Source organism: Streptosporangium sp. NPDC053982 (assembly GCF_055585205.1).
This window is the reverse complement of the sequence record NZ_JBVJKQ010000020.1, coordinates 1-26,488: the sequence shown is the minus strand read 5'-3', so window position 1 is coordinate 26,488 and position 26,488 is coordinate 1. Positions and strand designations below refer to the sequence as shown.

Sequence of the window (26,488 nt, the reverse complement as noted above, 5' to 3'; positions counted from 1 at the left end):
GCCGCCCCCCCCCCGCCCCCGGGCGCGCCCCCCCCGGGGGGCCGCCGGCCCCCGGGGGGGGGGGGGGCGCCCCGCGGGGGCGGCGGGCCCCCCCCCCCCCCCCCCCCCCCCCCCCGCCGCCGTCCTCGGGAGGCGGCGCACGCCTTCCGGAGGCTTCAGGAGGCGGCGCACTCCTTCGGGGGGCGGCGCACGCCTTCAGGGGTCGGTGCGCGTTCTCAGGAGGCGGTGCACGTGAGGGACGGCGCCGACGGCGTGCCGTCGGCGAGGAAGCCGAACGTCGTCGAGGCGGACGGCTGGAGCGAGCCGTTGTACGGGGCGTTGCCCACCGACACGGCCGAACCGGAGGTGCTCAGCGTGCCGCCCCAGACCTGGCTGACGGCCTGGCCGGCGCCCAGGTTCCACCTGACGGTCCAGCCGCCGATCGCCGAGGCGCCGGCCGTCACCGTGACCTCGCCCTGGTAGCCGCCGGACCACGAGTTGGTGGTGCGGTAGGTCGCGACGCAGGCGCCGCCGGGGGTGGGCGTGACCGTCGGGGTGACCGTCGGCGTCGGGGTGGCCGTGGGCGTGACCGTCGGGGTGGGGGTGGGCTCCGCCGTCGGCCCGCCGCCGGAGCCGAACTGCCACCAGTCCACGTTGAACAGGTAGCCGCTCCCGCCGGTGTACCTGAAGTACAGGTCGTGGGTGCCCGTCGCGCCGTTCACCCCGCAGGACACGGTCGTCCATGCCTGCCAGCCGCCGGTACCCGGGACGATGCACGTACCGGCCAGGGTGCCGTTGACGCCGTCCAGGCGGAGCTCGATCCTCCCGCCACCGGACCCCGAGGCGACGCGCGTGGTGAAGGTCTTCGCTCCGGTCCCGAAGGCGACGCCCTTGACCTTGACGTAGTCGCCGTTCTCGATGAACCCGATGTTCATCCCGCCTCCGTCGGCGGGTTCCGTCTCCACGCCGGACTCCCAGGCGATCGTCTCGGCCTCCTGCCGGACGTAGGGGTTCAGCGTGCCCACCTGGGGCGCCCCGGTCGTGGTCATGTTGATCGTCGGGATCGTGCCGTCGGCGTTGTAGGCGAACCTCTCCACGGCGACCGAGCGGGTGTAGCCGCCGCCGCCCGGCAGTGCGCCGTTGTGGTAGAAGAAGTACGAGTTCCCGGCGAAGTCGATGATGCCGGGATGGTTGGTGAAGCTGCCGCCCTGGGTGGGCATGATCGTGCCGCGGTAGGTCCACGGCCCGGTGGCGCTCGGGGCCGTCGAGTAGGCGATGAACTCGGAGCAGCACTTGGCGGCGAACACGTTGTAGTACAGGCCGCCCCGCTTGTAGACCCAGGGTCCCTCTTCGTACAGGGTCGGGCGGTTCGCGTCACCGGTGCGCGTGCCGAAGCCCGCGGTGGTCAGGGCGACCTTCGTCGGGCTGCCGGAGTACGAGGTCATGTCGGCGTTCAGCTTCACGTACCACAGGTTGGGGTTGCCCCAGTAGAGGTAGGCCTGGCCGTTGTCGTCGACGAAGACGGTGGGGTCGATCTCGCCGTTCTCCACCAGCGGGCGTCCGATGGCGTCCTTGAAGGGCCCGGTGGGGCTGTCGGACACCGCCACGCCGATGGCCATCCTGCCGGTCGCCCGGTTCTTGGTGGGCACGTACCAGTAGAACCTGCCGTTCCGGTGGATCGCCTGGCCCGCCCACGCGTCCGCGCTCGCCCAGCTGAAGGTCGCCAGGCTCAGCGGGGAGCCGTGGTCGGTCCAGTTGACCATGTCCGCCGAGGACCAGACCCGCCACTCCTTCATCGTGAAGTATGTCGAGCCGTCCTCGTCGTGGCCGGTGTAGAGGTAGACCCGGCCGTTGTGCACCAGCGGGGCCGGGTCGGCGGTGTAGATGGTCTGGACGATCGGGTTGTCCGCCCTGGCCGCGGCGGCCGGAAGCAGCATCATGACGGAGAGCAGGCTCATGATCCAGGCGAGTCCGCGCCTGGACGGGATCCCGCTCGGACCCGGACGTGCGATTCGCATGGATCTCCTCTTCGGGGGGTGGCCGCTCACGGGGACCGGTCCGTCCTACGGGGGCGGCTTATGTTAGCGCTAACATAATTGTCGGGGTCAGCCCTTCTTCGATTGCCGTCGGATGGTGGCGGTGGTGTCGCGGAGCAAATATGACACCGCGGGGCCTGTCAAGCGCCGTCCCCGCCCCTCGACGCGCCGCCGGCCGTGGCCCGGGTCTCCTGGCTGGGCACAAGCCGAGCCGGGACGCTCCCGCGGGGAGTGAAACTTTCACAGGCGGGCGACCCGCACGGTGAGGGCGGAGCCGGGAGAAGGCCCGCCCGCCGGACCGGCCCGGAAGCGCCCCTCCCGGCGAGGTCGTGCCCCGAGTCCGAAAAGAAGTCTTGACAAGTTCGGTAATGATTTCGAAACTGACTCTCCAGTCGGCCTCCTGCCGGGTCGGTGGTGGAACGGCAGGAGCGCTTCGGCGCGCGGCTCCCTTCCGGCCGGATCGGTGTGATCCGGCCGCTTCCCGACCCGTGACGATCCCGCGCGCCGCGGACCGCCGGTGATGATCCCGTACGCCGTGGACCGCCGGGCCCACGCCGGGACCACGGACGGAGCGCACCTCGCGCCCACCCCGGGACGGCGGCGACGCCCGCTCGCCGGACCAGGACGACCTGTCGCCTCACCCGTCACGACCCGCGCCGGTGGACGCGGGTCAGGCGTGCCGCCGGGTCCGCTCCGCGCGCCCCAAGTGACCGAGAAGAACGTCCCCCTTACGAAAGGGCTCTTCCGATGTCCTCGTTCCGGTTCAGCCGCCGCCGACTACTCGCCACGGCCGCGCTCACCACGGCCGCCGGCCTGCTGAAGACGGGCCCCGCCTGGGCCACCGAAGGCCCCCAGAGCTACACCCCGAGCTGGTCGTCGGTCGACCAGCACCCGCCGGCCGCCGAGTGGTTCCAGGACGCGAAGTTCGGCGTCTACTTCCACTGGGGCGTCTTCAGCGTCCCGGCGTTCGCGAACGAGTGGTACCCGCGCAACATGTACAACAACGGCTCGGGCGAGAACAACCACCACAGGAGCGTCTACGGCGACCCCTCGGCCTGGCCGTACCACAACTTCATCAACGGCGCGCGTGACAGGGCCGGCAACTGGGTGCAGTTCGCACCGAAGCTGAAGTCGGCCGGCGGCGCCTTCGACCCGGACGAGTGGGCGCAGCTGTTCGCCGACGCCGGCGCCCGGTTCGCCGGACCGGTGGCCGAGCACCACGACGGCTACTCGATGTGGAACAGCAGGGTGAACGAGTGGAACTCGGTCGCCACCGGTCCCAGACTCGACCTGCTGCGCCTGCACGCCGACGCCATCCGCGCCAAAGGCCTCAAACTCCTGGTGGCCATGCACCACGCCTACAACTTCACCGGCTTCTACCAGTGGGCGCCGGCCCAGTCGTCCGCCTCCCTCAGGAAGCTGTACGGCCAGCTCGGCTCCGCCGAGGAGCAGCAGCTGTGGTACGACAAGCTCAAGGAGGTCATCGACGGCTACCAGCCCGACATCATCTGGCAGGACTTCAACCTCAGCCGGCTGGACGAGTCGCGGCGGCTGAGCTTCCTGGCGTACTACTACAACCAGGCGGTCGCCTGGAACAGGGACGTCGTCGCCACCTACAAGGACGGGTTCGACACCAGGGGCGAGGTCTTCGACTACGAGCGCGGCGGCCCCGCCGCCATCCAGACCCCCTACTGGCTCACCGACGACAGCATCTCCAGCTCCAGCTGGTGCTACACCGACGGCATCGGCTACTACTCGCTCAACGCGATGCTGCACTCGCTGATCGACCGGGTCAGCAAGAACGGCACCATGCTGCTGAACATCGCCCCGACGGCCGACGGCACCATCCCCTCGGGGCAGCGGTCGATCCTGCTGGGCATCGGGGACTACCTCCGGCGTTTCGGCGAGTCCGTCTACTCGACCCGGGCCTGGACCGTCCACGGCGAGGGGCCCACCCAGATGGGCGGCGGCTCCTTCACCACGCCGCGGGCGGGGACCGCCACCGACATCCGCTTCACCCGCAGCAAGGACGACACGGTGCTGTACGCCACCGTGCTGGGCTGGCCGGGCGGCACGCTGCACATCACGACCCTGGGCTCGAACCGGGTCAACCTCGGCAACCTGGTCTCGGTGCGGCTCCTGGGCTCCTCGGCCGGCCAGTACGTCGACCTGCCCGGCCGCACCCAGGACGGCTCCGGCCTGCACGTCTCGATGCCCTCGTCCACCGCCCCGTTCAGCGCGCCGGCGTACGTGGTCAAGCTGACCTTCAACGGCCGGATCCCCGCCCTGGGATCCGGTCCCGCGCCGACCGGCTGGGTGCGGATCGCCAACGTCGCCACCGGTCTGGTGCTGGACGGCGGCGGCAGTGTGGCGTCGGGGGCGAACCTCAAGCAGTGGAACTGGGACGGCAGCACGAATCTGCAGTGGCAGCTCATCGACCTGGGCGGCGGCTGGTTCCGGATCGTCAACCGTACCAACGGCCTGGTGGCCGACAGCTGGGGCAATGCGGCCAACGGCGCGGTGTGCCGGCAGGGCACCTGGAACGGCGGCGACAACCAGCAGTGGAAGCTCACCAATGTGGGCAACGGCCGCTACCAGATCGTCAACCGCGGCACCGGCACCGCCCTGGACGGCATGGGCAACACCACCGCCGGATCCACCGCAGGGATGTGGACCCCCAACGGCAGCACCAACAACCAGTGGACCATCACCGCGAGCTGACCGTAACCACCGCGCGGCCGCCTCCGGCCCGTGCGCCCGTCCGACCCCCCACTCTCCAGGAGGCTCACGTGTCATCCACCCCCCTCAGCCGCCGCCGGCTGCTCCAGGCCGCAGGCGTCGCCGTCGTCGCCTCCACCGCCGGCCAGATCGGCGGCACCGGCACGGCCCGCGCCGCGGTCGCCCCGGCGCGGCCCGACATCGGCGTGTCGGCGTACCCGTTCGACTTCGGGCAGGTACGGCTGACGGCCGGCCGCCTGATGGACAACCAGAACCGGACGCTGTCGTACCTGCGGTTCGTCGACGTCGAACGGCTGCTGTACAACTTCCGCGCCAACCACCGGCTGTCCACCGAGGGCGCCGCCGCCAACGGCGGCTGGGACGCTCCCTCGTTCCCGTTCCGCACCCACGCGCAGGGGCACTTCCTCACCGCGTGGGCCCAGGCCTACGCCGTGCTCGGCGACACCGTCTGCCGGGACAAGGCCACCCGCATGGTGGCCGAGATGGCCAGGTGCCAGGCGAACAACGGCGCCGCCGGGTTCAACACCGGGTACCTGTCCGGCTTCCCCGAGTCGGACTTCACCGCCCTCGAGGCCCACACGCTGAACAACGGCAACGTGCCGTACTACTGCATCCACAAGACCATGACCGGTCTGCTCGACGTGTGGCGCCTCATCGGCAGCACCCAGGCGCGCGACGTGCTGCTGGCGCTCGCCGGCTGGGTCGACTGGCGGACGGGCAGGCTGAGCGGCAGCCAGATGCAGGCCATGCTGGGCACCGAGTTCGGCGGCATGAACGCGGTGCTGACGGACCTGTACCAGCAGACCGGCGACACCCGCTGGATGATCACCGCCCAGCGGTTCGACCACGCCGCCGTGTTCAACCCCCTGGCGTCGAACCAGGACCAGCTGAACGGCCTGCACGCCAACACCCAGGTGCCCAAGTGGATCGGCGCGGCCCGCGAGTACAAGGCCACCGGCACGACCCGCTACCGGGACATCGCCGTCAACGCCTGGAACATCACCGTCGGCGCGCACACCTACGCGATCGGCGGCAACAGCCAGGCGGAGCACTTCCGCGCCCCCAACGCGATCGCCGGTTACCTCGCCAACGACACCTGCGAGCACTGCAACAGCGTCAACATGCTCAACCTGACCCGCGAACTGTGGCTGCTGAACCCCGACCGGGCCGCGTACTTCGACTTCTACGAGCAGACGCTGCTCAACCACGTCGTCGGCGCGCAGAACCCGGCCGACGGCCACGGTCACGTCACCTACTTCACCCCGCTCAAACCGGGCGGCCGCCGCGGGGTGGGCCCGGCGTGGGGCGGCGGCACCTACAGCACCGACTACAACTCGTTCTGGTGCTGCCAGGGGACGGGGGTGGAGATCAACACGCGGCTGATGGACTCCATCTACTTCCGCAACGGCACCACGCTGACGGTGAACCTGTTCGTGCCGTCGACGCTGGACTGGACCCAGCGCGGCATCACGGTCACCCAGACGACGTCCTTCCCGGTGAGCGACACCACCACCCTCCAGGTCACCGGCGACGCCGGCGGGTCGTGGACGATGCGGGTCCGCATCCCCTCCTGGACCACCGGCGCCACGATCAGCGTCAACGGCGCCCAGCAGAACGTGGACACCACCCCCGGGACGTACGCCGTCCTCACCCGTTCCTGGAGCTCCGGCGACACCGTCACCGTGCGCCTGCCCATGCGGGTGGTCACGAAGCCCGCCAACGACAACCCCGGCATCCAGGCGATCGCCTACGGCCCGGTCGTCCTGTCCGGGAACTACGGCAACACCGCGCTGTCGGCGCCGCCGGCCCTGAACACCGCGTCCGTCACCAGGACCGGTTCCACGACCCTGGCCTTCACCGCGACCGCCGACTCGGCGACGGTCAACCTCGGCCCCTTCTACGACGCCCACGGGTACAACTACGCCGTCTACTGGAACACCGGCGGTGGCGGCCCCACGCCGACCGGCTGGGTGCGGATCGCCAACGTCGCCACCGGTCTGGTGCTGGACGGCGGCGGCAGCGTGGCGTCGGGGGCGAACCTCAAGCAGTGGAACTGGGACGGCAGCACGAATCTGCAGTGGCAGCTCATCGACCTGGGCGGCGGCTGGTTCCGGATCGTCAACCGTACCAACGGCCTGGTGGCCGACAGCTGGGGCAATACGGCCAACGGCGCGGTGTGCCGGCAGGGCACCTGGAACGGCGGAAACAACCAGCAGTGGAAGCTCACCAACCTCGGCAACGGCCGCTACCAGATCGTCAACCGCGGCACCGGCACCGCCCTGGACGGCATGGGCAACACCACCGCCGGATCCACCGCAGGGATGTGGACCCCCAACGGCAGCACCAACAACCAGTGGACCATCACCGCGAGCTGACCGCGACCGCCGCGTGACGCGGGCGCCGGAGCGCACGCCCCTCCGGTGCCCGCGTCACACCACCGCCCCGAGAAGGCCGGGCCCTGGGACCAGGACCCGGCCTTCTCGTTCGTTCCCGTCCGCGCCGGCTCACCGGCAGCCGGAGGTCACCCGCCGTCGCCTCCGGTCACGGGCTCGTGCAGGTCACACCGGTCGGGGCGGCAGAGCCATTGCCGTTGGCGGTGAAGCCGAACGTCGCCGACCCGTTGCCGGGAACGGTGCCGTTGTAGGGGGCGTTCCTGACGGTCACCGTGCCTCCGGTGCCGGTGTTCACACCGTTCCACAGGCTCGTGATCGTCTGGCCGCCGGCCAGGGTCATCTTCACGGTCCAGCCGTTGAGCGGGGACGACCCGGGGTTGCCGACGGTCACCTCGCCCTGGAAGCCGGAGCCCCATTCGTTGGTCAGCCGGTACGCCGCCGTGCATCCGCCCGGCGGAGGGGTCACCGTCGGCGTGGCGGTCGGGGTCACCGTGGGCGTCGCCGTCGGGGTGGCCGTCGGGCCCGCGCCGCCGCTGACCCGGTACACGACGGTGCCGTGCGCCGGCACACTGGCCGAAATGGAGCCGGTGCTGGTGCTGACGGCGTTCGTCCACGCGTCGCGCAGGGTGAACGACCCGCCCTGCAGGCCGATCGCGGACGCGGTGGTGCCGACCGTGGTGGTGCTTCCGCCCTGGTTGAACAGGGCGACCGCGACGTCGCCGTCGGCGAGCCTCTTGGCCAGCACCCGCCGGGTCCCGTCGTTGCTGATCTGGCGGGCCTGCAGGCCGAGCGGGTCCTGGTTGATGGCGATCAGGTTCTGGTTCTTCAGGATGGCCGTCGTCGCCGAGTCCATGGAGCGCAGGTCGTTACCGGCGATCAGGGGCGAGGCCATGATCGCCCAGAGGGCGAAGTGGCTGCGCATCTCGGTGTCGTTCATGCCACCCCGGCCGACCTCCATCATGTCCGGGTCGTTGAACGCCCCCGGCCGGGCGTACGACGCGAGCGGGACGGTGACGTTGACGATGTTCTGGATGCCCATCGGGTACCCGTTGGTCTGGCCGGTGTCCCACTTGTTGGTGATGTCCTCGGTGGTCCGCCACATGTTGGCGACATCGCCCCAGTCGCGCTGCGGCCCCGTCTTGGCGTGGATGCTGTTGGGGTTGATGCTGTAGACGATCTGCCGCCCGGTCGCCGCCAGCGCGTCGCGCATCTTCGCGAACGTCCGGACCTGGTCGTCGATGGTGCCGTTGGGGGAGCACCAGTCGTACTTCAGGTAGTCCACGCCCCAGGCGGCGAACTGCCTGGCGTCCTGGACCTCGTGGCCCTGGCTGCCGGTCGCACCCGGATAGCCGCCGAAGTACTGCGCGCAGGTCTTGTCCACCGGCACCTGGTAGATGCCGAACTTCAGCCCCTTGGCGTGCAGGTAGTCACCGAGGGCCTTCATCCCGCTGGGGAACCGCGACGGGCTGCCCCGCAGGTTCCCCGCCGAGTCGCGGGCGGGGTCGAACCAGCAGTCGTCGACCACGACGTACTGGTAGCCCAGGTCGCGCAGACCGGAGCTGACGATCGAGTCGGCCATCTGCTTGATCAGTGTCTCGTTGATGTTGCAGCCGAACGTGTTCCAGCTGTTCCAGCCCATGGGCGGCGTGCGGGCCACGCCGTTCTCCAGGGCGTCGGCCTGGCCCTGCAGGGCGACCAGGCCGCCCGCGAGAACGCCGGCGGCGAGTATGGCTCCCACCTTGCGCAAGGATCCTCCCTGAGGTGAGCGGCGGGCGTCCGGTGAAAGCGGCCGGACCGCCGCTTCGGATGGAGGGCGGCCGGCGCCGGTGAGTGGCGCCGGCCGCCGCGTGCGGACGACGGGTCAGGGGCTGGTGCAGGTGGCGGTCGGGGTGGCCGCGGTGCCGTTGGCGGTGAAGCCGAAGGTGGTGGAGGCCCCGGCGGCGACGGAACCGTTGTAGGGGGCGTTGCGGACGGTCACCGCGGAGCCGGACACGGTCTGCGTGCCGCTCCACAGGCTGCTGATCGTCTGCCCGCCCGGCCAGGTCCACTGCACGGTCCAGCCGTCGATCGGCGCGCTGCCCGCGCGGACGGTCACCGTCGACTGGAACCCGCCGGGCCAGCTGTTGGTCGTCTCGATCGTCGCCGAGCACGCGCCCCCGATCGGGGAGGTGGTCGGGGACGGGGAGGTGGTCGGGGTGACGCTCGGCGAGGGCGACGAGGTCGGCGGCGTGGTGCTGTCGAACTGGGTGAAGAACTTCCACACCTCCGCGGGGACCCAGGTCCGGGAGCCGCTGTCGCCGGGGGCCCCGTCCTGCGGCGCGGCGATGTGGCCCTCGTCGAACGCGGCCCACACCACCGGGTACCCGGCCCGGCACCCCGAGTAGGTGGTGACCCGGTGCGTCAGGCTGCCCTGCGCCGGCTCGGGCGGGTTCTGGGCGGTGCAGCCGTTGTTCCTGACGAACCTGTCACGCATGGACCGTCCGCCGGAGATGTTGAGCACGCTGTCCCGCAGACCGTGGATCCCCATGTACGCGATGGGCTGGGAGCCGTCGCTGCAGCCGCTGAGCACCCCGCCGGACTGCACCGCGACCGCGCGGAAGACGTTCGCCCTGGCGCAGGCGATCGCGTACGACATGGCGCCGCCGTAGCTGAAGCCGGTGGCGAACAGCTGCGAGGTGTCGACGCAGAGCGAGCCCTCGACCTGCCGGACGATGTCGTCGATGAGGGTCAGGTCCTCGCCGTTCGAGTTGCCCCAGCCGTTGTTGAGGCCCTGGGGCGCGACGAAGATCGCGCTGTTGTTCGCCAGGCGCTGGAGCCCGTAGTAGGACCAGACGTCCCGCTGCACGGTCTGGCCCGTGGCGACGTCGGTGGCGGTGCCACCCAGCCAGTGGAGCCCGAAGATCAGCCGGTAGGGGTGGTTGCCGTCGTAGTTGTCGGGGACCCGCAGGATGTAGCTGCGGCTCTTGCCGCCGCTCTGGATCGTGCGCGTGCCGCTCGTCAGCCCGGGGGCCTTGCCGCACCCGGCGGTCGCCGCGAGGGTTCCGGCCGCGCGCGTGGGCGTACCACCGATGGCGGCGCTCAGCGCCGGGCCGCTCGCGACGAGGACGGCGAGCGCCGCGATCGCCAGGGCGACGAAGAGGGATCTGCGTTTCGACATCACGTGACTCTCTCTGCCGGCCGGACGCCGGCGTGCGTGGACGGGGGCGGTCACATAGGGAGGCGCCGGCCGGCCGGGGAGGCGGGCGACGCGGCGCGGAGTGCTGCGGACGTGTTCATTCACGCTCCAGGGGGCGCGGCCGCGGCCGCGCACGGTGGTGACGCCGGCCGTGGAGAACCTGGATCGGCCGGCACTGTCATCGGCGTTCGTGAGAATGCGCGGAAGCCGGACCCGGCGAACCCGCGGCCCGGTCCGTACCGGTGCGACGTGGACGGCGTCGTGACCGGGAACCCCTGCCGATCACCACCGACTCCGGCAAGGGGGCCATTGCGGACTCAGTGTGGAAATCTCCACGAAACCTGTCAAGGCCGCTTCGGAAGCGTTTCGACGGAGCGGACGGGCCGAGCCCCCGGCCCGCGTCGCCGGGCCGCTCGGGTGACGAGGGCTTCCATCCCTCCCCGGCGGGTGCTCCACGGGGGCGGTCACCCGCCGGAGATCCGATCGTTGCGAAGTGATTTCGTGAAAATTTCATCCACCGCACCTCGCGCATGATCGAGTTCCGCCTGGTGGGAGCGGACGGGGCGCGTGCGGCGGGCCGGGACGCCGCCGGGAGGGGGATTCGGGGGCCCTTGACGGGACCGCCTCACGTCGTGTTTGCTCCCCGGCATCACCACCACACACTCCGACGAAGGAGAACCGGTCTTGCGAATGATTTGTTAACGCTAACAGTGATGTGAGCACCGTACCGGAGCCGGGCGGGACCACCACCCGCGGTGCGATCCGGTTCCGGCCGTCGGGTTCCGGCCGTCGGGTTCCGGCCGTCACCGGACGGAGACACCCCGTTTTCCTTGACACGCCTGCCATTCGCGACGCCCACCCGTGGCGCTCCGTGGACCGCGATCGCGGTGACCCACGCATAGGGGAGAAGATGAAACCTGGACGGCTCATACCGGCGGCGGCTCTGGTGATCACGGGGTTCCTGGCCGCGGCGTGCGGGGGGAACGACGGTTCCGGCGCCGCCGCGGGAGGGGGCGCTCCGGCGAAGCCGGTCGTCGGCGTCGACTATCCGCGCTCCGACACCGACTTCTGGAACTCCTACATCAGCTACGTGCCGAAGTCCGGTGGTGAGCTGGGAATGGAGCTGAAGACCACCAACTCCCAGAACGACATCGCCAAGCTGACCTCCAACGTGCAGAGCCTCATCGGCCAGGGCGTGAAGGCCGTGGTGATGGCGCCGCAGGACACCGCGGCGGTCGCCCCCACCCTCCAGCAGCTGGAGGGCAAGAAGATCCCCGCCGTGCTGGTGGACACCCGGCCCGACACCGGGAACGCCTACATGGTGGTGCGCGCCGACAACCGCGCCTACGGGGAGAAGGCCTGCCGCTTCCTGGGCGAGAAGCTCGGCGGCAAGGGGAAGGTCGTGATGCTGCAGGGCGACCTGGCCTCCATCAACGGCCGGGACCGCACCGAGGCGTTCAACGACTGCATGAAGCAGAACTACCCCGGCATCACGGTCTTCGGTGAGGCCGCGAACTGGGACGGCGCCGTCGCCTCGCAGAAGCTGCAGACGCGCCTGACCGCCAACCCGGACGTCAAGGGCGTCTACATGCAGTCGAGCTTCGCGCTGGCCGGGACCCTCCAGGTGCTCAAGCAGCGCGGGCTGCTGGTCGCGCCCACCGATCCCAAGCACGTCTTCGTGGTCTCCAACGACGGCATCCCGCAGGAGCTGAAGGAGATCGCCGCCGGCAACATCGACGCCACCGTGTCGCAGCCGGCCGACCTGTACGCCAAGTGGGCGCTGTCGTACGCCAAGGCCGCCGCCGAGGGCAAGACCTTCCAGCCGGGCAAGACCGACCACGACAGCACCATCATCCAGGTCCGGCCCGGCCTTCTGGAGGACCAGCTGTCCGCGCCGCTCGTCACCGCCGACGGCGCCGCCTACGGGGAGATCACCAGCCTGAAGCACGACGACACGTCGCTGTGGGGCAACAACCTCGGCTGAAAGGCGGCCCATGTCGGAGTCCACGGAAGGGACCGTGAGCCGCCCCTCCGCCCACGGTCACGGGCCGTCCGGTTCGGATTCGCCGGTGGCCGAGGCGGAGGGCGTCACCAAGAGGTACGGCGAGACGGTGGCGCTGAACGGCGCCCACATCACGATCATGCCGGGCCAGGCCCACGCCCTGGTCGGCCGGAACGGCGCGGGTAAGTCCACGCTGGTGTCCATCCTGACGGGCCTGCAGGCGCCGGATGAGGGACGGGTGCGGTTCGCGGGGGCGGCCGCGCCGCGCCTGACCGACCGGGACGCCTGGCGGCGGCGGGTCGCCTGCGTCTACCAGAAGTCCACCATCATCCCCGAGCTGACCGTGGCCGAGAACCTGTACCTCAACCGGCACGAGCGCACCGGGCTCGGCCTGATCGGCTGGAAGAGTCTGTGGCGCAAGGCCGCCGATCTGCTGCAGGCATGGTCGGTGGAGGTGGACGTACGCCGCCCGGCCGGGGAACTGGGGGTCGAGCAGCGCCAGTTCGTGGAGATCGCCCGTGCGCTGTCGTTCGGAGCCCGGTTCATCATCCTGGACGAGCCCACCGCCCAGCTCGACGGCGCCGCGATCTCCCGGCTGTTCACCCGGATGCGCGCGATGCGCGAGCAGGGCGTCACCTTCCTGTTCATCAGCCACCACCTGCAGGAGATCTACGAGATCTGCGACACCGTCACCGTGTTCCGCGACGCCCGGCACATCCTCACCGCTCCCGTCGCGGACCTGCCCCGGGCGGAGTTGGTCGCGGCGATGACCGGGGAGGCCGCAGGGCTGCGCGAGCGCGAGGCCCGCCCGCCGGTCTCCGCCGGTGAGCCGGTCGTCCTCGACGTGCGGGATCTCACCTCGGGCGGGACCTATGAGCAGGTGAGTCTCCAGGTGCGCGCCGGGGAGATCGTGGGCCTGGCCGGCGCCGAGGGCAGCGGCAAGACCGAGGTCGCCGAGACCGTCGTGGGCCTGCGCGCCCCGGACTCGGGGACCATCGAGGTGGCCGGGCGGCGTCCGCGCGCCGCGAGCGTGCCCGCCTCCCTGGCCGCCGGCGTGGGCTTCGTACCCCGTGACCGTCACCATCAGGGCCTCGTCCCGCAGATGTCGATCGCCGACAACGCCACCCTGACCGTTCCCGAGCGGCTCGGACCGGCGGGCCTGATCAGCGGCCGGCGCCGGGATGAGCTGGCCCGCGACCTGATCGGCAACCTGGCGATCAAGACGCCCGGCCCCGCCCTGCCCGTTTCGGGACTGTCCGGCGGCAACCAGCAGAAGGTCGTGATGGCCCGCGCCCTGGCCGGCGATCCCCGCCTGCTGGTACTGATCACCCCCACCGCCGGGGTCGATGTGCGCTCCAAGGAGTTCCTGCTCGGCAAGGTCGAAGAAGTCGCCGCTCAGGGGACGGGCGTCGTGATCGCCTCCGACGAACTGGACGATCTGCGGCTGTGCGACCGGGTGCTGGTGATGTTCCACGGCCGCATCGTGGCCGAACTGGCCGCCGGCTGGCACGACCACGAGATGGTCGCCGCCATGGAAGGAGTCGACCTCGATGCCTGAGACCACCACCGTCCCAACCGGATCCACCGGGTCCGCACCGGATGCCCCGGCCGCCGCGGTGTCCGGCCGCCGGCGCCCCGGCCCCGCGTTGGCTCGGTTGCGGGACTTCGCGCTGGTGCCCGCGATCATCGGGATCGCCGTCGTCGGCCAGATCGTCAGCCCGATCTTCCTGCAGGCCGACAACATCATCAACATCCTGCAGACCATGTCGGAGATCTCCCTGCTCGTCCTGGCCCAGACACTCGTGCTGGTGGCCGGGAAGATGGACCTGTCACTGGAGTCGACCTTCGGCCTGGCACCCGGCGTGGCCGCCTGGCTGACCGTCGCCGCCGGCGCGGGCCACGGCCTCGGGCTGCTGGACGGCGGCTGGGCTATCCCGGTCACCCTCGCGGCGGGCGTGCTGATCGGCGTGGTGAACGCGCTGTTCATCGTCCGCTTCGGCCTCAACGGCTTCGTCGTCACCCTGGGCATGCTCATCGTGCTGCGCGGCCTTTTGACCGGCATCTCCGGCGGGCAGACCTTCTTCAACCTCCCGGCGTCGATGACCTACCTCGGCTCGGCCCTGTGGCTCGGCGTGCCGGCGTCCATCTGGATCTGCCTGCTGCTGTTCGCCGCCGGGGTCGTGCTGCTGGGCTTCACCCGGTTCGGGCGGGCGTTGTACGCCATCGGCGGCAACCTCGACGCCGCCAGGGCCGCGGGGATCCGCACCACCCGGGTTCTGTGGATCACGCTGATCGGAGCGAGCGCGCTGGCCGCGCTCGGCGGTCTGCTGCTGTCGGGCCGTCTTGCCTCGGTCGCCGCCTCCCAGGGGGATGGCGCGATCTTCACGGTGTTCGCCGCCGCCGTCATCGGCGGCGTCAGTCTCAACGGCGGCAAGGGCACGATGTTCGGCGCGTTCACCGGCATCCTTCTGCTCTACATGATCCAGAACGTCCTGACCCTCGCGGGCGTCCCGGCCCAGTGGATCCAGGCGCTCAACGGAGCGATCATCCTCACCGCCCTCGTCCTCTCCCGCCTCACCGGTGGCAGATCCCAGGAGTGATCTCCCGCCTCACCGGCGGCGGATCCCAGGGGTGAACCGCAGTGAGAGGAGGCGCGGCCCTCGAACGGGGTCGCACCTTCTCCCGTTGCATTCGCTCCGCCACATCACCGTATGTCCCGACAGGAAAGGACCGGACCGGCAGATGCCCGCCAACGCCGACGGAGGTGGGAACACCACCCTCGAACAGGACTGGACCACCGTCGAGAGCACGACCGGACGCCTCGGGACCCCAGTGGGAGGGTGAGCGCAGGGCCGCCGGCCGCACGGTGCCGCAGGAAGGCCGAACCGCGCCGGCCGTACGGCGATGGCCGGACCCGGGACGGCGCGGGAAAGGACGGGCCGAAAGCGTGTTGCGTCTCCGCCGGCCGGCCGCCACCTTTCAGATATCCCACGAAGAGGACTACGTCGGTGACTACCTGGACTGAGGTTCTCCCACCCCGGGCGGGCGGCGGTCACCGCGTGGCCGTCGCCCGCCGGATGGCGGGCTGAGGGATTTTGATAAGACTGGGGGATAAGTCCGTTGTGGTCTGTCCCCTGGGAGGGCACCGGTGAGCGACACGGTCCCCGAGCGAACCCCCGAACACATCGACGTCCTCATCGTGGGGGCTGGCCTGTCCGGAATCGGCGCCGCCGCCCACCTCCGGCGCGAACACCCACGGAAATCCCTCGCGATCCTGGAGTCGAGGGGTGCCATCGGGGGGACGTGGGACCTGTTCCGCTACCCGGGGATCCGCTCGGACTCCGACATGTTCACCCTCGGATACTCCTTCCGGCCCTGGACCGACGCCAAGTCCATCGCCGACGGCCCGTCGATCCGCTCCTACGTCGCCGACACCGCCCGCGAGTACGGCCTGGGCCGGCACATCCGCTTCCACCTGCGCGTCACGCGCGCGTCCTGGTCGTCGGAGACGGCACGCTGGACGGTCACCGCGGTGCGCACCGGGCCCGGCGAACACGGCCCCGGGCACGAAACCGGGCACGGGGCCGAGGACGGTTCCGGGCACGGAGCCGGGGCCGGGCACGGGGTCGGGACCGGGGCCGGGCACGGGAAGGGTTCCGAAGAGGGCATCGAAGAGGGGGCCGAGGAGGCTTCCGGAGGCGACGCCGGGCGCGGCCCCGAGGACGGTCCCGGCGGTCCGGGTGATTCCGGGAATTCCGGGGAGACGGTGACGTTCACCTGTTCGTTCCTGATGGCCTGCACCGGCTACTACCGCTACGACGAGGGATACCGCCCCGCCCTCCCCGGAGAGCACGACTTCCGGGGGCCGATCGTGCACCCGCAGCACTGGCCGGACGACCTCGACCACACCGGCCGGCGCGTCGTCGTCATCGGCAGCGGCGCGACCGCGGTGACCCTGGTGCCCGCGCTGGCGGAGAAGGCGGAGCACGTCACGATGCTGCAGCGCTCGCCGACCTACGTCGCGGCCGTGCCGTCCCGTGACCGGCTGGCCGACCGGATCCGCCGCCACCTGCCGGCCCGTACGGCCTACCGGATCGTGCGCTGGAAGAACGTGCTGTTCTCCATGGCCGTCTACCGGCTCAGCCGCCGCCGGCCGAAGCTGGTGAAGGCCCTCCTGCGCCGGGGCGCGGCGGCCGCGCTGCCCGCCGGCTTCGACGTCGACACGCACTTCGCGCCGTCCTACGACCCGTGGGACCAGCGGCTGTGCGCCGTACCCGACGGCGACCTGTTCCGCGCGGTCCGGGAGGGCCGGGCCGACGTCGTCACCGACCACATCGAGCGTCTCACCCCCGACGGCGTCACGCTCCGCTCCGGCCGGCGCCTTCCCGCCGACATCGTCGTGACCGCGACCGGGCTCAACCTGCTGGCGATCGGCGGCATGCGCCTGAGCGTCGACGGCCGGGACGTCGAACTGCCGCGGACCCTCGCCTACAAGGGCATGATGCTGTCGGGTGTGCCGAACTTCTCCCTCACCGTCGGCTACACCAACGCCTCCTGGACGCTCAAGGCCGACCTGGTCTCCCGCTACGTGTGCCGGTTGCTCAGGCACATGGACGCGCACGGGCATCGGGCCGTCACCCCGGTCGCCCCCGACCTGGAGGATCGGGACGCCCTCGCACCGCTGATCGACCTGAAATCCGGGTACGTGCTGCGAAGCGCCGGTCTGCTGCCCAGGCAGGGCCCCGAGGCGCCGTGGCGGCTGTACCAGAACTACCTCCGCGACGTGCGCCTGATGCGGAGCGGTCCGGTCACCGACGGCGTCCGCTTCACCGGCGCCGTCCGCCGTCCCCGCGACCTGTCGTGACCATCATCCGCCGTGACCACCCGCCGTGACCACCCGCCGTGACCACCCGCCGTGACCACCCGCCGTGACCACCCGCCGTGACCACCCGCCGTGACCACCCGCCGTGACCACCTGCCGTGATCGTCGCCCATCGCTTCACAGCCTCATCGCCGAGAAACCGAGGTTCACCACTGTGCGTACCATGCTCGCCGGACGGCTCCACCTGGACACCGACCCCCGGACGTTCGCGGTGGAGGAGGTCCCCGTTCCCGTCCCCGGCCCGGGGGAGGTGCTCATCGAGGTCAGGGCGGCCGGGGTCTGCCTGTCCGACGTCCACCTGATCGACGGCAGCCTCAGGCCCCTGCGCCTCTCCGACGCGGTCACCCTCGGCCACGAGGTCGCCGGGGTCGTCCACGGTCTCGGCCCGGACGTCGCCGGGGACTGGGCCCCCGGCGCGCGCGTCGCCCTGCAGGCCGGGCAGTCCTGCGGCCGGTGCGCCGACTGCGTGCGCCGGCGCCCGTGCCGACTGCCGCTCACCCGGGGCGTGGACTACGACGGGGGCTGGGCCCAGTACACGCTCGCCCGAGAGGACACGCTCGTCGCGATCCCCGACGCGCTGCCGTTCGACCAGGCGGCCATCATCCCCGACGCGGTCTCCACCCCCTACGCCGCCGTCGTGCAGACCGGGCAGGTCCGCCCGGCCCAGGCCGTCGGCGTCTGGGGCGCGGGCGGCCTGGGCGCGCACGGCGTCCGGATCGCCCGGCTGGCCGGGGCGGCGCCCGTCATCGCCGTCGATCCGCTGCCCGGCGCCCGTGAGCGCGCACTCGCCTTCGGCGCCGACCTGGCCTTCGATCCCGCCGACCCCGGCTTCGCCGCCGCGGTGAGGGAGGCCACCGGCGGGCGCGGCCTGGAGGCGGCGTTCGACTTCGCCGGCGTCCCGGCGGTCCGGGAGCAGGCCGCCACGGTCCTGGGCCCCGGCGGCGTCCTCGTCCTGGCCGGGCTCACCCCGCAGCCGCTCACCGTCACCGACGGCACGCGGTTCAGCTACCGCCAGAACCAGATCCGCGGCCACTACGGCTCCTCTCCCGAGCACGTCGAGCAGCTCGTACGGCTGGCCGCCACCGGTCGCCTCGATCTGGCGCCCTCCGTCACCGCCCACATCCCGCTGGCCGACGCCGCCGACGCCGTCGCCCGGCTGGAGAACAAGACGGGTGACCCGATCCGCCTCGTCCTCGTGCCGTAGGACACGGCGGCCGGCCGTACGTTCCTGGGCGCCGACAGGGAAGGGAGAGGAGCGGCTGGCCGTACGTTCCGGGCGCCGGCGGGGAACGAACGGCGGGCCGGAGGTGGAATCCGCGTGATCGTCATTGGCGGGACCGTACGGCGCGGTCGTGTGTGGAGCCTCACAGTTTGTGATCGACTGCCTGGGTATCCTGCGCTCATCGGTGAGGCGCCGCGGGACGAACCGCGTCGGCGGCGGCCTCCCAGGGAAGGGGAGCGATGTCCGGGGGCGGAGACACGAGCGCCGGCGACACCATGCGGGCGATGGCGTACGACGCCTACGGCGACACCGGGGTCCTGGCTCCGGCGCGCCTGCCGCGTCCCAAGGTCGGGCCCGGCGAGGTCCTGGTACGGGTGCGCTGCGCCGCGGTCAACCCGGTCGACTGGAAGCTCATGTCCGGCGGTCTCGACGCCCTGATGGACACCGTCTTCCCCGTCGTCCCGGGATGGGACGTCGCGGGCGTCGTCGAGCAGGTGGGCATCGACACCCCCGAGTTCGCGGTGGGCGACGAGGTCATCGCCTACGCCCGCAAGGACTACGTCCACGGCGGCACCTTCGCCGAGCTGGTCACCGTGCCTGTGCGCGCGCTCGCGCGCAAGCCCGCCTCGCTGACGTGGGAGGAGGCCGCCGGGCTGCCGCTCGCCGGTCTCACCGCCTACCAGCTGCTGACCCGGCTCGGCACCGGCGAGGGCGACACCGTGCTGATCCACAACGCGGCGGGAGGCGTCGGCACGCTGGGCGTGCAGATCGCGGCCGCCCTGGGCGCCCGCGTGATCGGCACGGCCTCCCCGGCGAACCACGACCGGCTGCGCGCCCTGGGCGCCGAGCCGGTGGCGTACGGCGAGGGCCTGGCGGAACGGGTCCGCTCCCTCGCCCCGGAGGGCGTCGACGTGGTCGCGGACTTCGTGGGCGGCGTCCTGGACGACACCCTGGCGGTGCTCGCCGACGGCGGGCGGCACGCCTCGATCGCGGACGACTCCGTCGTCGCCGCCGGCGGGCAGTGGATGTGGGTGCGCCCCAGCGGTCCCGACCTGACCACCCTCGGGGAACTCGCCGACGCGGGAAGGCTCACCGTTCCGGTGGCGCGCACGTTCGCCCTGGAGGAACTGGGCGAGGCGTTCGAGCTGAGCCGATCCGGCCACGTCCACGGCAAGCTCGTCGTGCGGATCTGACGGGAGTCAGGATCTGACGGGAGTCATGGGAGCGCGGCGGCGGAGCGGGCGGCGTGACGGGGGAGCGGGCGGCGTGACGGGGGAGCGGGCGAGCGCGCCGGGGGAGAGGTCCGCCGCCTCTCCGACCGGTTGATCGCCGTCCGCCCCTTTCCTCTGGTCCGCTGGAACGCGAACAGGATGCCGGGCACCGTACGACCCGATTTTCTGGACGGTCCTATCCCTAGGGAACGTCGCGGTGGCAAATGACCCGTCTTACCGAGGCCGGAAACCAGCGAACCTCTCCCGGAGGGAGGAAGGGGGAGAAAACTCCGGACCATAATGCTCTCCGGAACGGTTTCACCACTCCGTGGACCACCGAAATCCACCGGTGATCTTTACGGGCCGATAGATTGAAATTAATCTTGTCGCCGGAGTTGCCGCTTTCCACGGACCGAGCCGGAGCCCAGGCCCCCATGACCCACCCATCGCCCAGCCCGTCCCCGTCGGCCGCCCCCGCTCCGGCGTCCGGTTCCCCCTCCGTGCCCAGGCTCTCATCGGTGCCGAGTCCCTCACCGCAACCCGGCCCGCCGGCTGTGCCGCAGCCGTCTCCGACCGCCTCCGGGACGGGCGGGAGCCGGACCCCGGCCCATCCCCAGCCCACCCAGCCCCCGCCCTCGGTGGACGGCGAGTACTCCGGGATCGACCCCGCAGCGATGGACGGCTTCGAGCGGGGTCTCGGCCGCGCGGAGAACGCGCTCGGCCGGAACGAACCGCGCATCCGCCGCGCCCTGGAACGCCTCGACCTGGACACCTCGGGACTGGGCGCCCTGCGCGAGGTGCGGAGCTGGATCGAGGGCAGCCGGCCCGACCTGCGGCGCCGAAGCGAGACGATCCGCAAGGAGCAGACCGGTTGGGGGGCCTCCTCCGGCGGCGTCCCGGACGGCCCCGTCGCCTTCGACGAGGCCCTGTACGGCAAGGCCGCCCGTGACCCGGACGTCTACGCCGCTACCACCAGGCTGGCCGAGGCCGCGAAGAGCGGCGAGATCGACGGGAAGACCCTGGCGGAGATGGAGAAGCGGACCGGGGACGCGACGTTCGCCACGGCGCTGATGAACGCACTGGGCGCGACCCGCTTCCGCAAGCTGATGACGGACACCGTGGGACCGGGGCGGGAGAACGACAAGCAGGCGAAACGGCTGCAGACGGCTCTCGGCAGGACGCTCGGCACGGCCGGCTCGAAGCTCGGCGGGGCATGGTACGACGAGCTCACCTCCGACCTCGACCCGGCGGGGAAGACCGGCTACACCGGCTGGAAGCGGGGCTACGCGACCGTGCTGGCGCTCAAGCACGGCACCTTCAGCAGTGCCTTCCTGCTGACGATCGCGAAGAAGATCGACGCATGCGACCGGCAGGCGCCCCTGCACCCGAACGTCATGGCGGACCTCATGAGGGCGCTCGGCCGTGACCCGGCGGCGGCCCAGGACTTCTTCGTGAGCGACCCCTCCGTGCTGAAGCACTACCTGACCGAGCGGCCCTTGGGCGACGGCGGCGAGGCGCTGGGCAAGGCGCTGGAAGCGGCCACGCTCACCTTCCGCGACCACGACGGCTCGCCGGACAAGCCCTCACGCGGCTACCTGTCGGCCAAGCTGGCCTCGGAGTTCGTCCATCTGGAGGCGGGGCGGATCATCGAGGGTGACGATTCGCTCGTGAAACCGGTGAGCACGGGGCGGATTTTGGCGGGGTACATCGGCGACATCGACCGTGTGGCTCAGAAAATCAGCGATACCGTCGCGCCCGGTGTCCGAGGTTCTGACAGTCCCAGCGTGCCGGGCCGGGAGCCATGGGGGGCAGAGTTCAACAAACAAGAGCTACGCCAGGTGATGAAGGAGGCGTTCGCCGATCCTAAGGCGTTCGCCCCTGTTGTGGCAGCTCAAACGGCGTTCTCCGGCTGGCTGCTCGACCATGGTGCAGTGGAGATGTCCTCTACAGGGAGAAATGACATTTTCAAGAGCAACGTAAAGCAGGTTGGAGCAGGCTTCGGAATCGTCACTGACGCCGCAGGTCTAGCCCGTATAGAGGAAGGAAAAGGCTTGGACGAGGCGCAGGAACGTAACATGAAGCTGCTTACTGCGGCAGTCAACAGCGGCCTTTCATTTCCCCAGAAGGGGGCTTGGCCGATCGTGTCAGGAGTCATCGGAGCGTGGACTGGACTGCTCGAGGACAGCATGAAGGGAAACGCGGAGACCAAGGCTCGTAGCGAGGCCAACGCCGCTGTTGACCAAGCCCGCGTTCTCCTGCACGACCTGGCCGCTCAGGCCATGCTCAAGCATGGTTTGTTCGGTGAGGCCGACCCTCCAGCAAAGACTCATCCTTGGGCCTCGTTGGAGGGTTTGAAGAAGGGAGATGATCCTCGGGGGAACCCAAATAATTTTCTCCGGGACGATGGCCGGTCTCTCATGCCTAAGAACGAGATGATCGATAGGGCGGCTCCGGGTGGTCCTGATGATCGACGGCTTGAAGCATACGAACGGTGGCTATATGATGGGCTGTCGGGGGAGCCTTGGCAGAATATCGAGGGCCGTATGGACCAGAGTTTCTCCGAGGCTTTTTCTCAGTACGGATCATAATGAGGAAAGAAATCGGCCTCGCGTTTACGTTGATATGCGGACTGATTCTCTCATCTGCCTGTCAGGGTGGCGATAGAAAGGTTGATCGCAGCCCGCTTCCAACAGTTGCTGCTCCGCCTTACGTCTGTGAATACATTCCGTTGAGGGCTGTAGAACTGATGACCGGGATCCACGATCCACTGGTTCGCGGGTACTTCGATCTGACACCCGACGGGGGGTTGATCGGTGACGGAAGTTGCGTAGCCTACCAGCGGGAAGGTGACCGGCTGAAGCTGCTAAGGATCGGTCTCTCGCCAGGGGGATACAAAGAAGAGATCGATGAGGGGATCAAAGACGGCGCTACGCCGCTGCCGGAGATCGTCTCTGGCTCCATCGGCTATTACTTCCAGGCTGCGAACGGTGCGAATAACTCCGCGTCCGCCATCCTGGTGCGTGGTGAGGCCGAGCTTGTCATCGAACTGGAGGTGGGTGTCGAAGGGCGGGACAACGCCGCCGATGTGCTCGCGCTCATGAAGCTCATCGCGCCGAAGCTCATCACCGACGCCAGCGCCCCCTCCGCGAAGCCAGTGTCCACCGCGTCCCCCTCTCCGGAGGGCAAGGACTCCGCCTCCCCGAAGGGGGACTGACCGGATCATGGCCGAGATGGTGCCCAACCCGCTCCACGAGGCGCTGGGGGAGACTCTGCGGACGGTCGAGCCGCTGGTCCAGGAGATCGAGAACAGTCTCGACGCGCCCTGCCGGGAGTTCCATTCCGGCAAGGTGTGGACCGGGCCGGTCGCCAAGCGGTTCGACGCCGAGCTCGCCTCTCATCACGCCCGCGTCCGTGGTTCGGTGGACAGGGTCCTCGCCGACCTCCGCCAGGCTCTGGCCCGCACACCGCGTCAGGTGACCGAGGAGGAGGCTCAGGCGATCAGGAGCAGGTACGGCCTGCCCTGAGACCCCCTCTAAAAGCCGTGGGACCCGCTCTGAGGACCGGCGTCACCCGCCGGGCGGGCAGCTCGCGCCGAGCCTGGACAGGGCGTCCTTGAACTCCCGGGCGTGTTTCAGCTCGTCGCGGGCGATCTCGGAGAACCGTTCCGCCGCCGCCCGGTCTCCGGCCGCGGTGGCCTTCCGGGCGTAGCCGGGGTACATGCCGGTTCCCTCCTGGGTCTCCCCGGCGGCCGATTCGCACAGGTTGGCCGCGGTGGAGCGGACCAGCCCGGCGAGCTTCGCCTCCTCGGCGAAGTGTTCGGTGAGCTCGATCTGTGCGATGTGCTCGAACAGCATGGCCAGCCTGGGATGGCCGTTCGCCCGGGCGTGCTCGGCGTACAGGCCGTATCTGGCGTGGGCGAGCGCCTCGCCGCGCATCGCGGTCCGCAGGTTCTCCAGCGTCCGCGCCGACACCTGGGGCGGTCCCTCGGGGATGCTCACCGGCCGGGCGACCGGGCCGGCGGGGACGGACACCCCGGACGACGGGTTCGAGAGGGCCCGCAGTGCCCGGGTGAACCGGGAGCGGTGGCCGGCTTCGTCCCCGGCGATCTCGGAGAAGAGCTTCGCCGCGTTCGGGTCGCCGGCGGCCCGGGTCTGGGCGGCGAACCCGGGGTACATCGTCCTCGCCTCGTAGGTCTCCCCAGAGATGGCGGTGCGCAGGTTGGCGGCGTCGTCGCCGACGAGCCCGGCGAGCTTGGCCTGCTCGGCGAGGTGCTCGCGCAGTTCGACGCGGGCGATGCGCTCGTACAGCTCCTGGACGTCCGGCAGGTCCTCCCGGCCGGCCTGCGCGGCGTAGGCGCGGTACTTCGCGTAGGCGAACGCCTCACCCTGTATCGCGTTCATCAGGTCGTCCCGGGTCGAAGCCGAGACGCCGCCCGCTCCGGGATCGCCGCCGCCCCCGGGGCCGCCGCCCGCTCCGGGGTCGCCGTCTCCGAGACCGCCGCCCGCCGCGCCGGTGACCGGCCCGGACGGCAGCGCCGCCGCGCCGGCGACGGGCCCGGCCAGCAGTGCCGTCGCGCCGAGGGCGGCGGCCCCCGCCGTCCGCCATGCCCGAACCCGCTCTCCCATGTGACATCCTCCGTCGAGTCTCCGGTGCGGGACACGGCCGCGTCGCCTCCCGCCGGGCGGCCGGGTGGTCCGGTCGCGCGCCGTCACCATATTTGACTACCCTTCGTCATGGAATAATCACCATGAGTGGGAGAAGGGTCTTCGGGATGGGTTCCTTCCTCCCGGAAGGGCGGCGCGGGAGCGTTGACCGCCGGAACGGGCGATCATTAGTGTGATGGCCTGACGCCCGCCGAGCCTCGGGGAGCCGCCCGTGACCCTGCACGAGGCCCGCATCGGCCGCTACTACGAGGACTTCGTGGTCGGGGACGTCTACCAGCACCCGCTCGGCCGCACGATCAGCGAGGCCGACAACACGTGGTTCAGCCTCCTGACGATGAACACCAACCAGAACCACTTCAACGCCCACTTCGCCGAGCGCGCCCCCTACGGCAGGATCATCGCCAACTCCGGGTTCACCGTGGCCGTCGTGCTCGGCCTGTCGGTCATCGACGTGAGCCAGACCGCGATCATGAACCTCGGGTGGGAGGAGATCAGGCTCAGCCACCCGGTCTTCGTCGGCGACACGGTCTACGCCGAGTCGGTCGTCCTGGACAAGCGCGAGTCGGCCTCCCGTCCCTACGCCGGCATCGTCACCTGCCGCACCCGAGGGCTCAACCAGGACGGTGACGAGATCATGTCGTGGCGGCGGACCGTCATGGTCTACAAACGCGACGCGCCGCACGACAAGGGCTACTTCCCGCGGGCCAAGAACGGGCCGCTGGCCTAGGTCCCCTCCCGAGGAGCGACATGGACTTCGAACTGACCGAGGAGCAGCGGGCGTTCCGCGAGACGCTGCGCGCGTTCGTGGACAGGGAGATCGTGCCGGTCGCCGCGGAATGGGAGCGCTCGGGCCGCCATCCCGCCGAGATCGTCGAGACGATGAAGCGGATGGGCCTGTTCGGACTGTCGGTCCCCGAGGAGTACGGCGGGCTGGCGGCGGACATGGTCTCCTTCGCCCTGGTCTTCGAGGAGATCTCCCGCGGCTGGATGGGGGTGGCGGGCACGATCGGCTCGCACTCCCTGGCCTGCTCGATGATCGCCCGGTACGGCACCGCCGAGCAGAAGGCGGCCTACCTGCCGGACCTGGCCACCGGCGCCCGCCGTACCGGGATCGCGCTGACCGAGCCGGGCGCCGGAACCGATCTTCAGGGCATCACCACGACCGCCCGCCGCGAGGGGGACCACTACGTGGTGCGCGGCGTCAAGACGTGGATCACCAACGCCCGCCACGCCGACCCGCTGCCGGTGCTGGTGAAGACGTCCCGGACCGAGCCGGCGCACCGGGGCATGTCGGTGCTGCTGGTGGACGCCTCCGCCGAGGGCTTCACCGTGGGCCGGGACCTCCCCAAGCTCGGCTACAAGGGCACAGAGTCATGCGAGGTCGTGCTGGACGACGTGCGGGTCCCGGCCGCGAACCTCCTGGGCGGCGTCGAGGGGCGCGGCATGCAGCAGGTCCTGTCGGGGCTGGAGCTCGGCCGGATCAACATCGCGGCCCGCGCGGTCGGCGTCGCCCAGGCGGCCTACGACGCCGCGCTGGACTACTCCCGGCAGCGCGCCGCCTTCGGGCGGCCGATCGCCGACTTCCAGGCGATCCAGCTCAAACTGGCCGACATGGCGACCGAGATCCAGGCCGCCCGGCTGCTCACCTACTGGGCCGCCACCCGGGCCGACGCGGGGGAGCGGGCCGACATGGAGGCGGGCATGGCCAAGTACTTCGCCTCCGAGGTCGCGATCAGGGCGTCGCTGGAGTCGATGCGGGTCCACGGCGGGTACGGCTACTCGCCGGAGTTCACGGTCGAGCGGCTCTACCGCGACGCGCCGATGATGGCGATCGGGGAGGGCACCAACGACGTCCAGCGCATGGTCATCGCCCGCGCGCTGATCTCCGGAAAGGGCCGGCTGGGCTGGTAGGGCCGGTACGGCGGGGCCACCCGGGACAGGTACGGCGGAGCCACCCGGGACAGGTACGGCGGAGCCATCCCGCTCCCACGTCGCTCGCCGGGCTCCGGCCGATCACCCCGCTTCCGCGTCGTCCGCCGGGCTCCGGCCGGATCACCCCGCTCCGGGCGGGATGCGGCGTGAGGCGCCGGCTAAGGCGTGTCTGATAAATGATCTCGGTGGTGCGGTTAGATGATGCCTCGTGGTGCGACGAGGTGAACTGACCGACAAAGCCTGGCAGCGGATC

General features: G+C 70.7%; 17 protein-coding genes. 13 read left to right on the top strand and 4 right to left on the bottom strand.

What is annotated here, in order from left to right:
- Positions 1-215: 215 nt before the first annotated feature.
- Entirely contained in the window at positions 216-1,997 is a 1,782-nt protein-coding gene (locus ACZ6W9_RS31875) for a family 43 glycosylhydrolase (RefSeq protein ID WP_470121058.1), read from the bottom strand.
- 765 nt (positions 1,998-2,762) lie between these two features.
- Here ACZ6W9_RS31875 and ACZ6W9_RS31870 point away from each other — a divergent pair.
- Both ACZ6W9_RS31870 and ACZ6W9_RS31865 read left to right on the top strand, forming a co-directional pair.
- Entirely contained in the window at positions 2,763-4,736 is a 1,974-nt protein-coding gene (locus ACZ6W9_RS31870; protein ID WP_470121056.1) for an alpha-L-fucosidase, read from the top strand.
- Between the two features lie 68 nt (positions 4,737-4,804).
- Entirely contained in the window at positions 4,805-7,129 is a 2,325-nt protein-coding gene (locus ACZ6W9_RS31865; RefSeq protein ID WP_470121054.1) for a beta-L-arabinofuranosidase domain-containing protein, read from the top strand.
- A 166-nt stretch (positions 7,130-7,295) separates the two neighbouring features.
- On the opposite strand, the gene ACZ6W9_RS31860 is transcribed toward ACZ6W9_RS31865, so the two are convergent.
- Positions 7,296-8,885 carry a cellulose binding domain-containing protein gene (locus ACZ6W9_RS31860; RefSeq protein ID WP_389967562.1) on the bottom strand — a complete coding sequence of 530 codons (1,590 nt, stop codon included), beginning with the start codon at positions 8,883-8,885 and terminating at the stop codon, positions 7,296-7,298.
- A 123-nt stretch (positions 8,886-9,008) separates the two neighbouring features.
- Positions 9,009-10,304: a CE1 family esterase gene (locus ACZ6W9_RS31855; RefSeq protein WP_389967504.1), complete on the bottom strand. Its 1,296-nt coding sequence runs from the start codon at positions 10,302-10,304 to the stop codon at positions 9,009-9,011.
- A gap of 928 nt (positions 10,305-11,232) precedes the next feature.
- Between ACZ6W9_RS31855 and ACZ6W9_RS31850 the strand changes: the two genes are divergently transcribed.
- The 9 genes from ACZ6W9_RS31850 (at position 11,233) to ACZ6W9_RS31810 (ending at position 23,163) form a co-directional block, all read left to right on the top strand.
- A complete protein-coding gene (locus ACZ6W9_RS31850; RefSeq protein ID WP_389967506.1) occupies positions 11,233-12,306 on the top strand; it encodes a sugar ABC transporter substrate-binding protein in 1,074 nt (357 codons plus the stop codon).
- An 85-nt stretch (positions 12,307-12,391) separates the two neighbouring features.
- The gene (locus tag ACZ6W9_RS31845; protein WP_470121051.1) at positions 12,392-13,882 is read left to right on the top strand and encodes a sugar ABC transporter ATP-binding protein; all 1,491 of its coding nucleotides are present in this window, start codon (positions 12,392-12,394) and stop codon (positions 13,880-13,882) included.
- Complete coding sequence (locus ACZ6W9_RS31840) at positions 13,875-14,924, top strand: ABC transporter permease (RefSeq protein WP_389967510.1); 1,050 nt, start codon at positions 13,875-13,877, stop codon at positions 14,922-14,924. The genes ACZ6W9_RS31845 and ACZ6W9_RS31840 overlap by 8 nt, the downstream gene beginning before the upstream one ends.
- A 548-nt stretch (positions 14,925-15,472) precedes the next feature.
- Positions 15,473-17,188: a flavin-containing monooxygenase gene (locus ACZ6W9_RS31835; protein ID WP_470121048.1), complete on the top strand. Its 1,716-nt coding sequence runs from the start codon at positions 15,473-15,475 to the stop codon at positions 17,186-17,188.
- Between the two features lie 181 nt (positions 17,189-17,369).
- Positions 17,370-18,410, top strand: a complete 1,041-nt coding sequence (locus tag ACZ6W9_RS31830; protein ID WP_470121192.1) for a zinc-binding dehydrogenase — start codon at positions 17,370-17,372, stop codon at positions 18,408-18,410.
- Positions 18,411-18,667: 257 nt separating this feature from the next.
- Positions 18,668-19,621, top strand: coding sequence for an NADP-dependent oxidoreductase (locus ACZ6W9_RS31825; RefSeq protein ID WP_362946759.1), 954 nt, complete (start codon positions 18,668-18,670; stop codon positions 19,619-19,621).
- 692 nt (positions 19,622-20,313) lie between these two features.
- Positions 20,314-22,227, top strand: a complete 1,914-nt coding sequence (locus ACZ6W9_RS31820) for a hypothetical protein (protein WP_470121046.1) — start codon at positions 20,314-20,316, stop codon at positions 22,225-22,227.
- Entirely contained in the window at positions 22,227-22,853 is a 627-nt protein-coding gene (locus tag ACZ6W9_RS31815) for a hypothetical protein (RefSeq protein ID WP_470121044.1), read from the top strand. The genes ACZ6W9_RS31820 and ACZ6W9_RS31815 overlap by 1 nt, the downstream gene beginning before the upstream one ends.
- Positions 22,854-22,860: 7 nt before the next feature.
- Positions 22,861-23,163, top strand: coding sequence for a hypothetical protein (locus ACZ6W9_RS31810; protein ID WP_389967518.1), 303 nt, complete (start codon positions 22,861-22,863; stop codon positions 23,161-23,163).
- 42 nt (positions 23,164-23,205) lie between these two features.
- Here ACZ6W9_RS31810 and ACZ6W9_RS31805 read toward each other — a convergent pair whose 3' ends face one another.
- On the bottom strand, positions 23,206-24,264 hold the full coding sequence (locus ACZ6W9_RS31805; protein ID WP_470121042.1) for a ferritin family protein: 1,059 nt from the start codon (positions 24,262-24,264) through the stop codon (positions 23,206-23,208).
- 250 nt (positions 24,265-24,514) lie between these two features.
- Between ACZ6W9_RS31805 and ACZ6W9_RS31800 the strand changes: the two genes are divergently transcribed.
- Entirely contained in the window at positions 24,515-25,030 is a 516-nt protein-coding gene (locus tag ACZ6W9_RS31800; protein WP_389967522.1) for a MaoC family dehydratase, read from the top strand.
- A gap of 20 nt (positions 25,031-25,050) precedes the next feature.
- Positions 25,051-26,214: an acyl-CoA dehydrogenase family protein gene (locus ACZ6W9_RS31795; RefSeq protein WP_389967524.1), complete on the top strand. Its 1,164-nt coding sequence runs from the start codon at positions 25,051-25,053 to the stop codon at positions 26,212-26,214.
- The last annotated feature ends 274 nt before the right edge of the window (positions 26,215-26,488 follow it).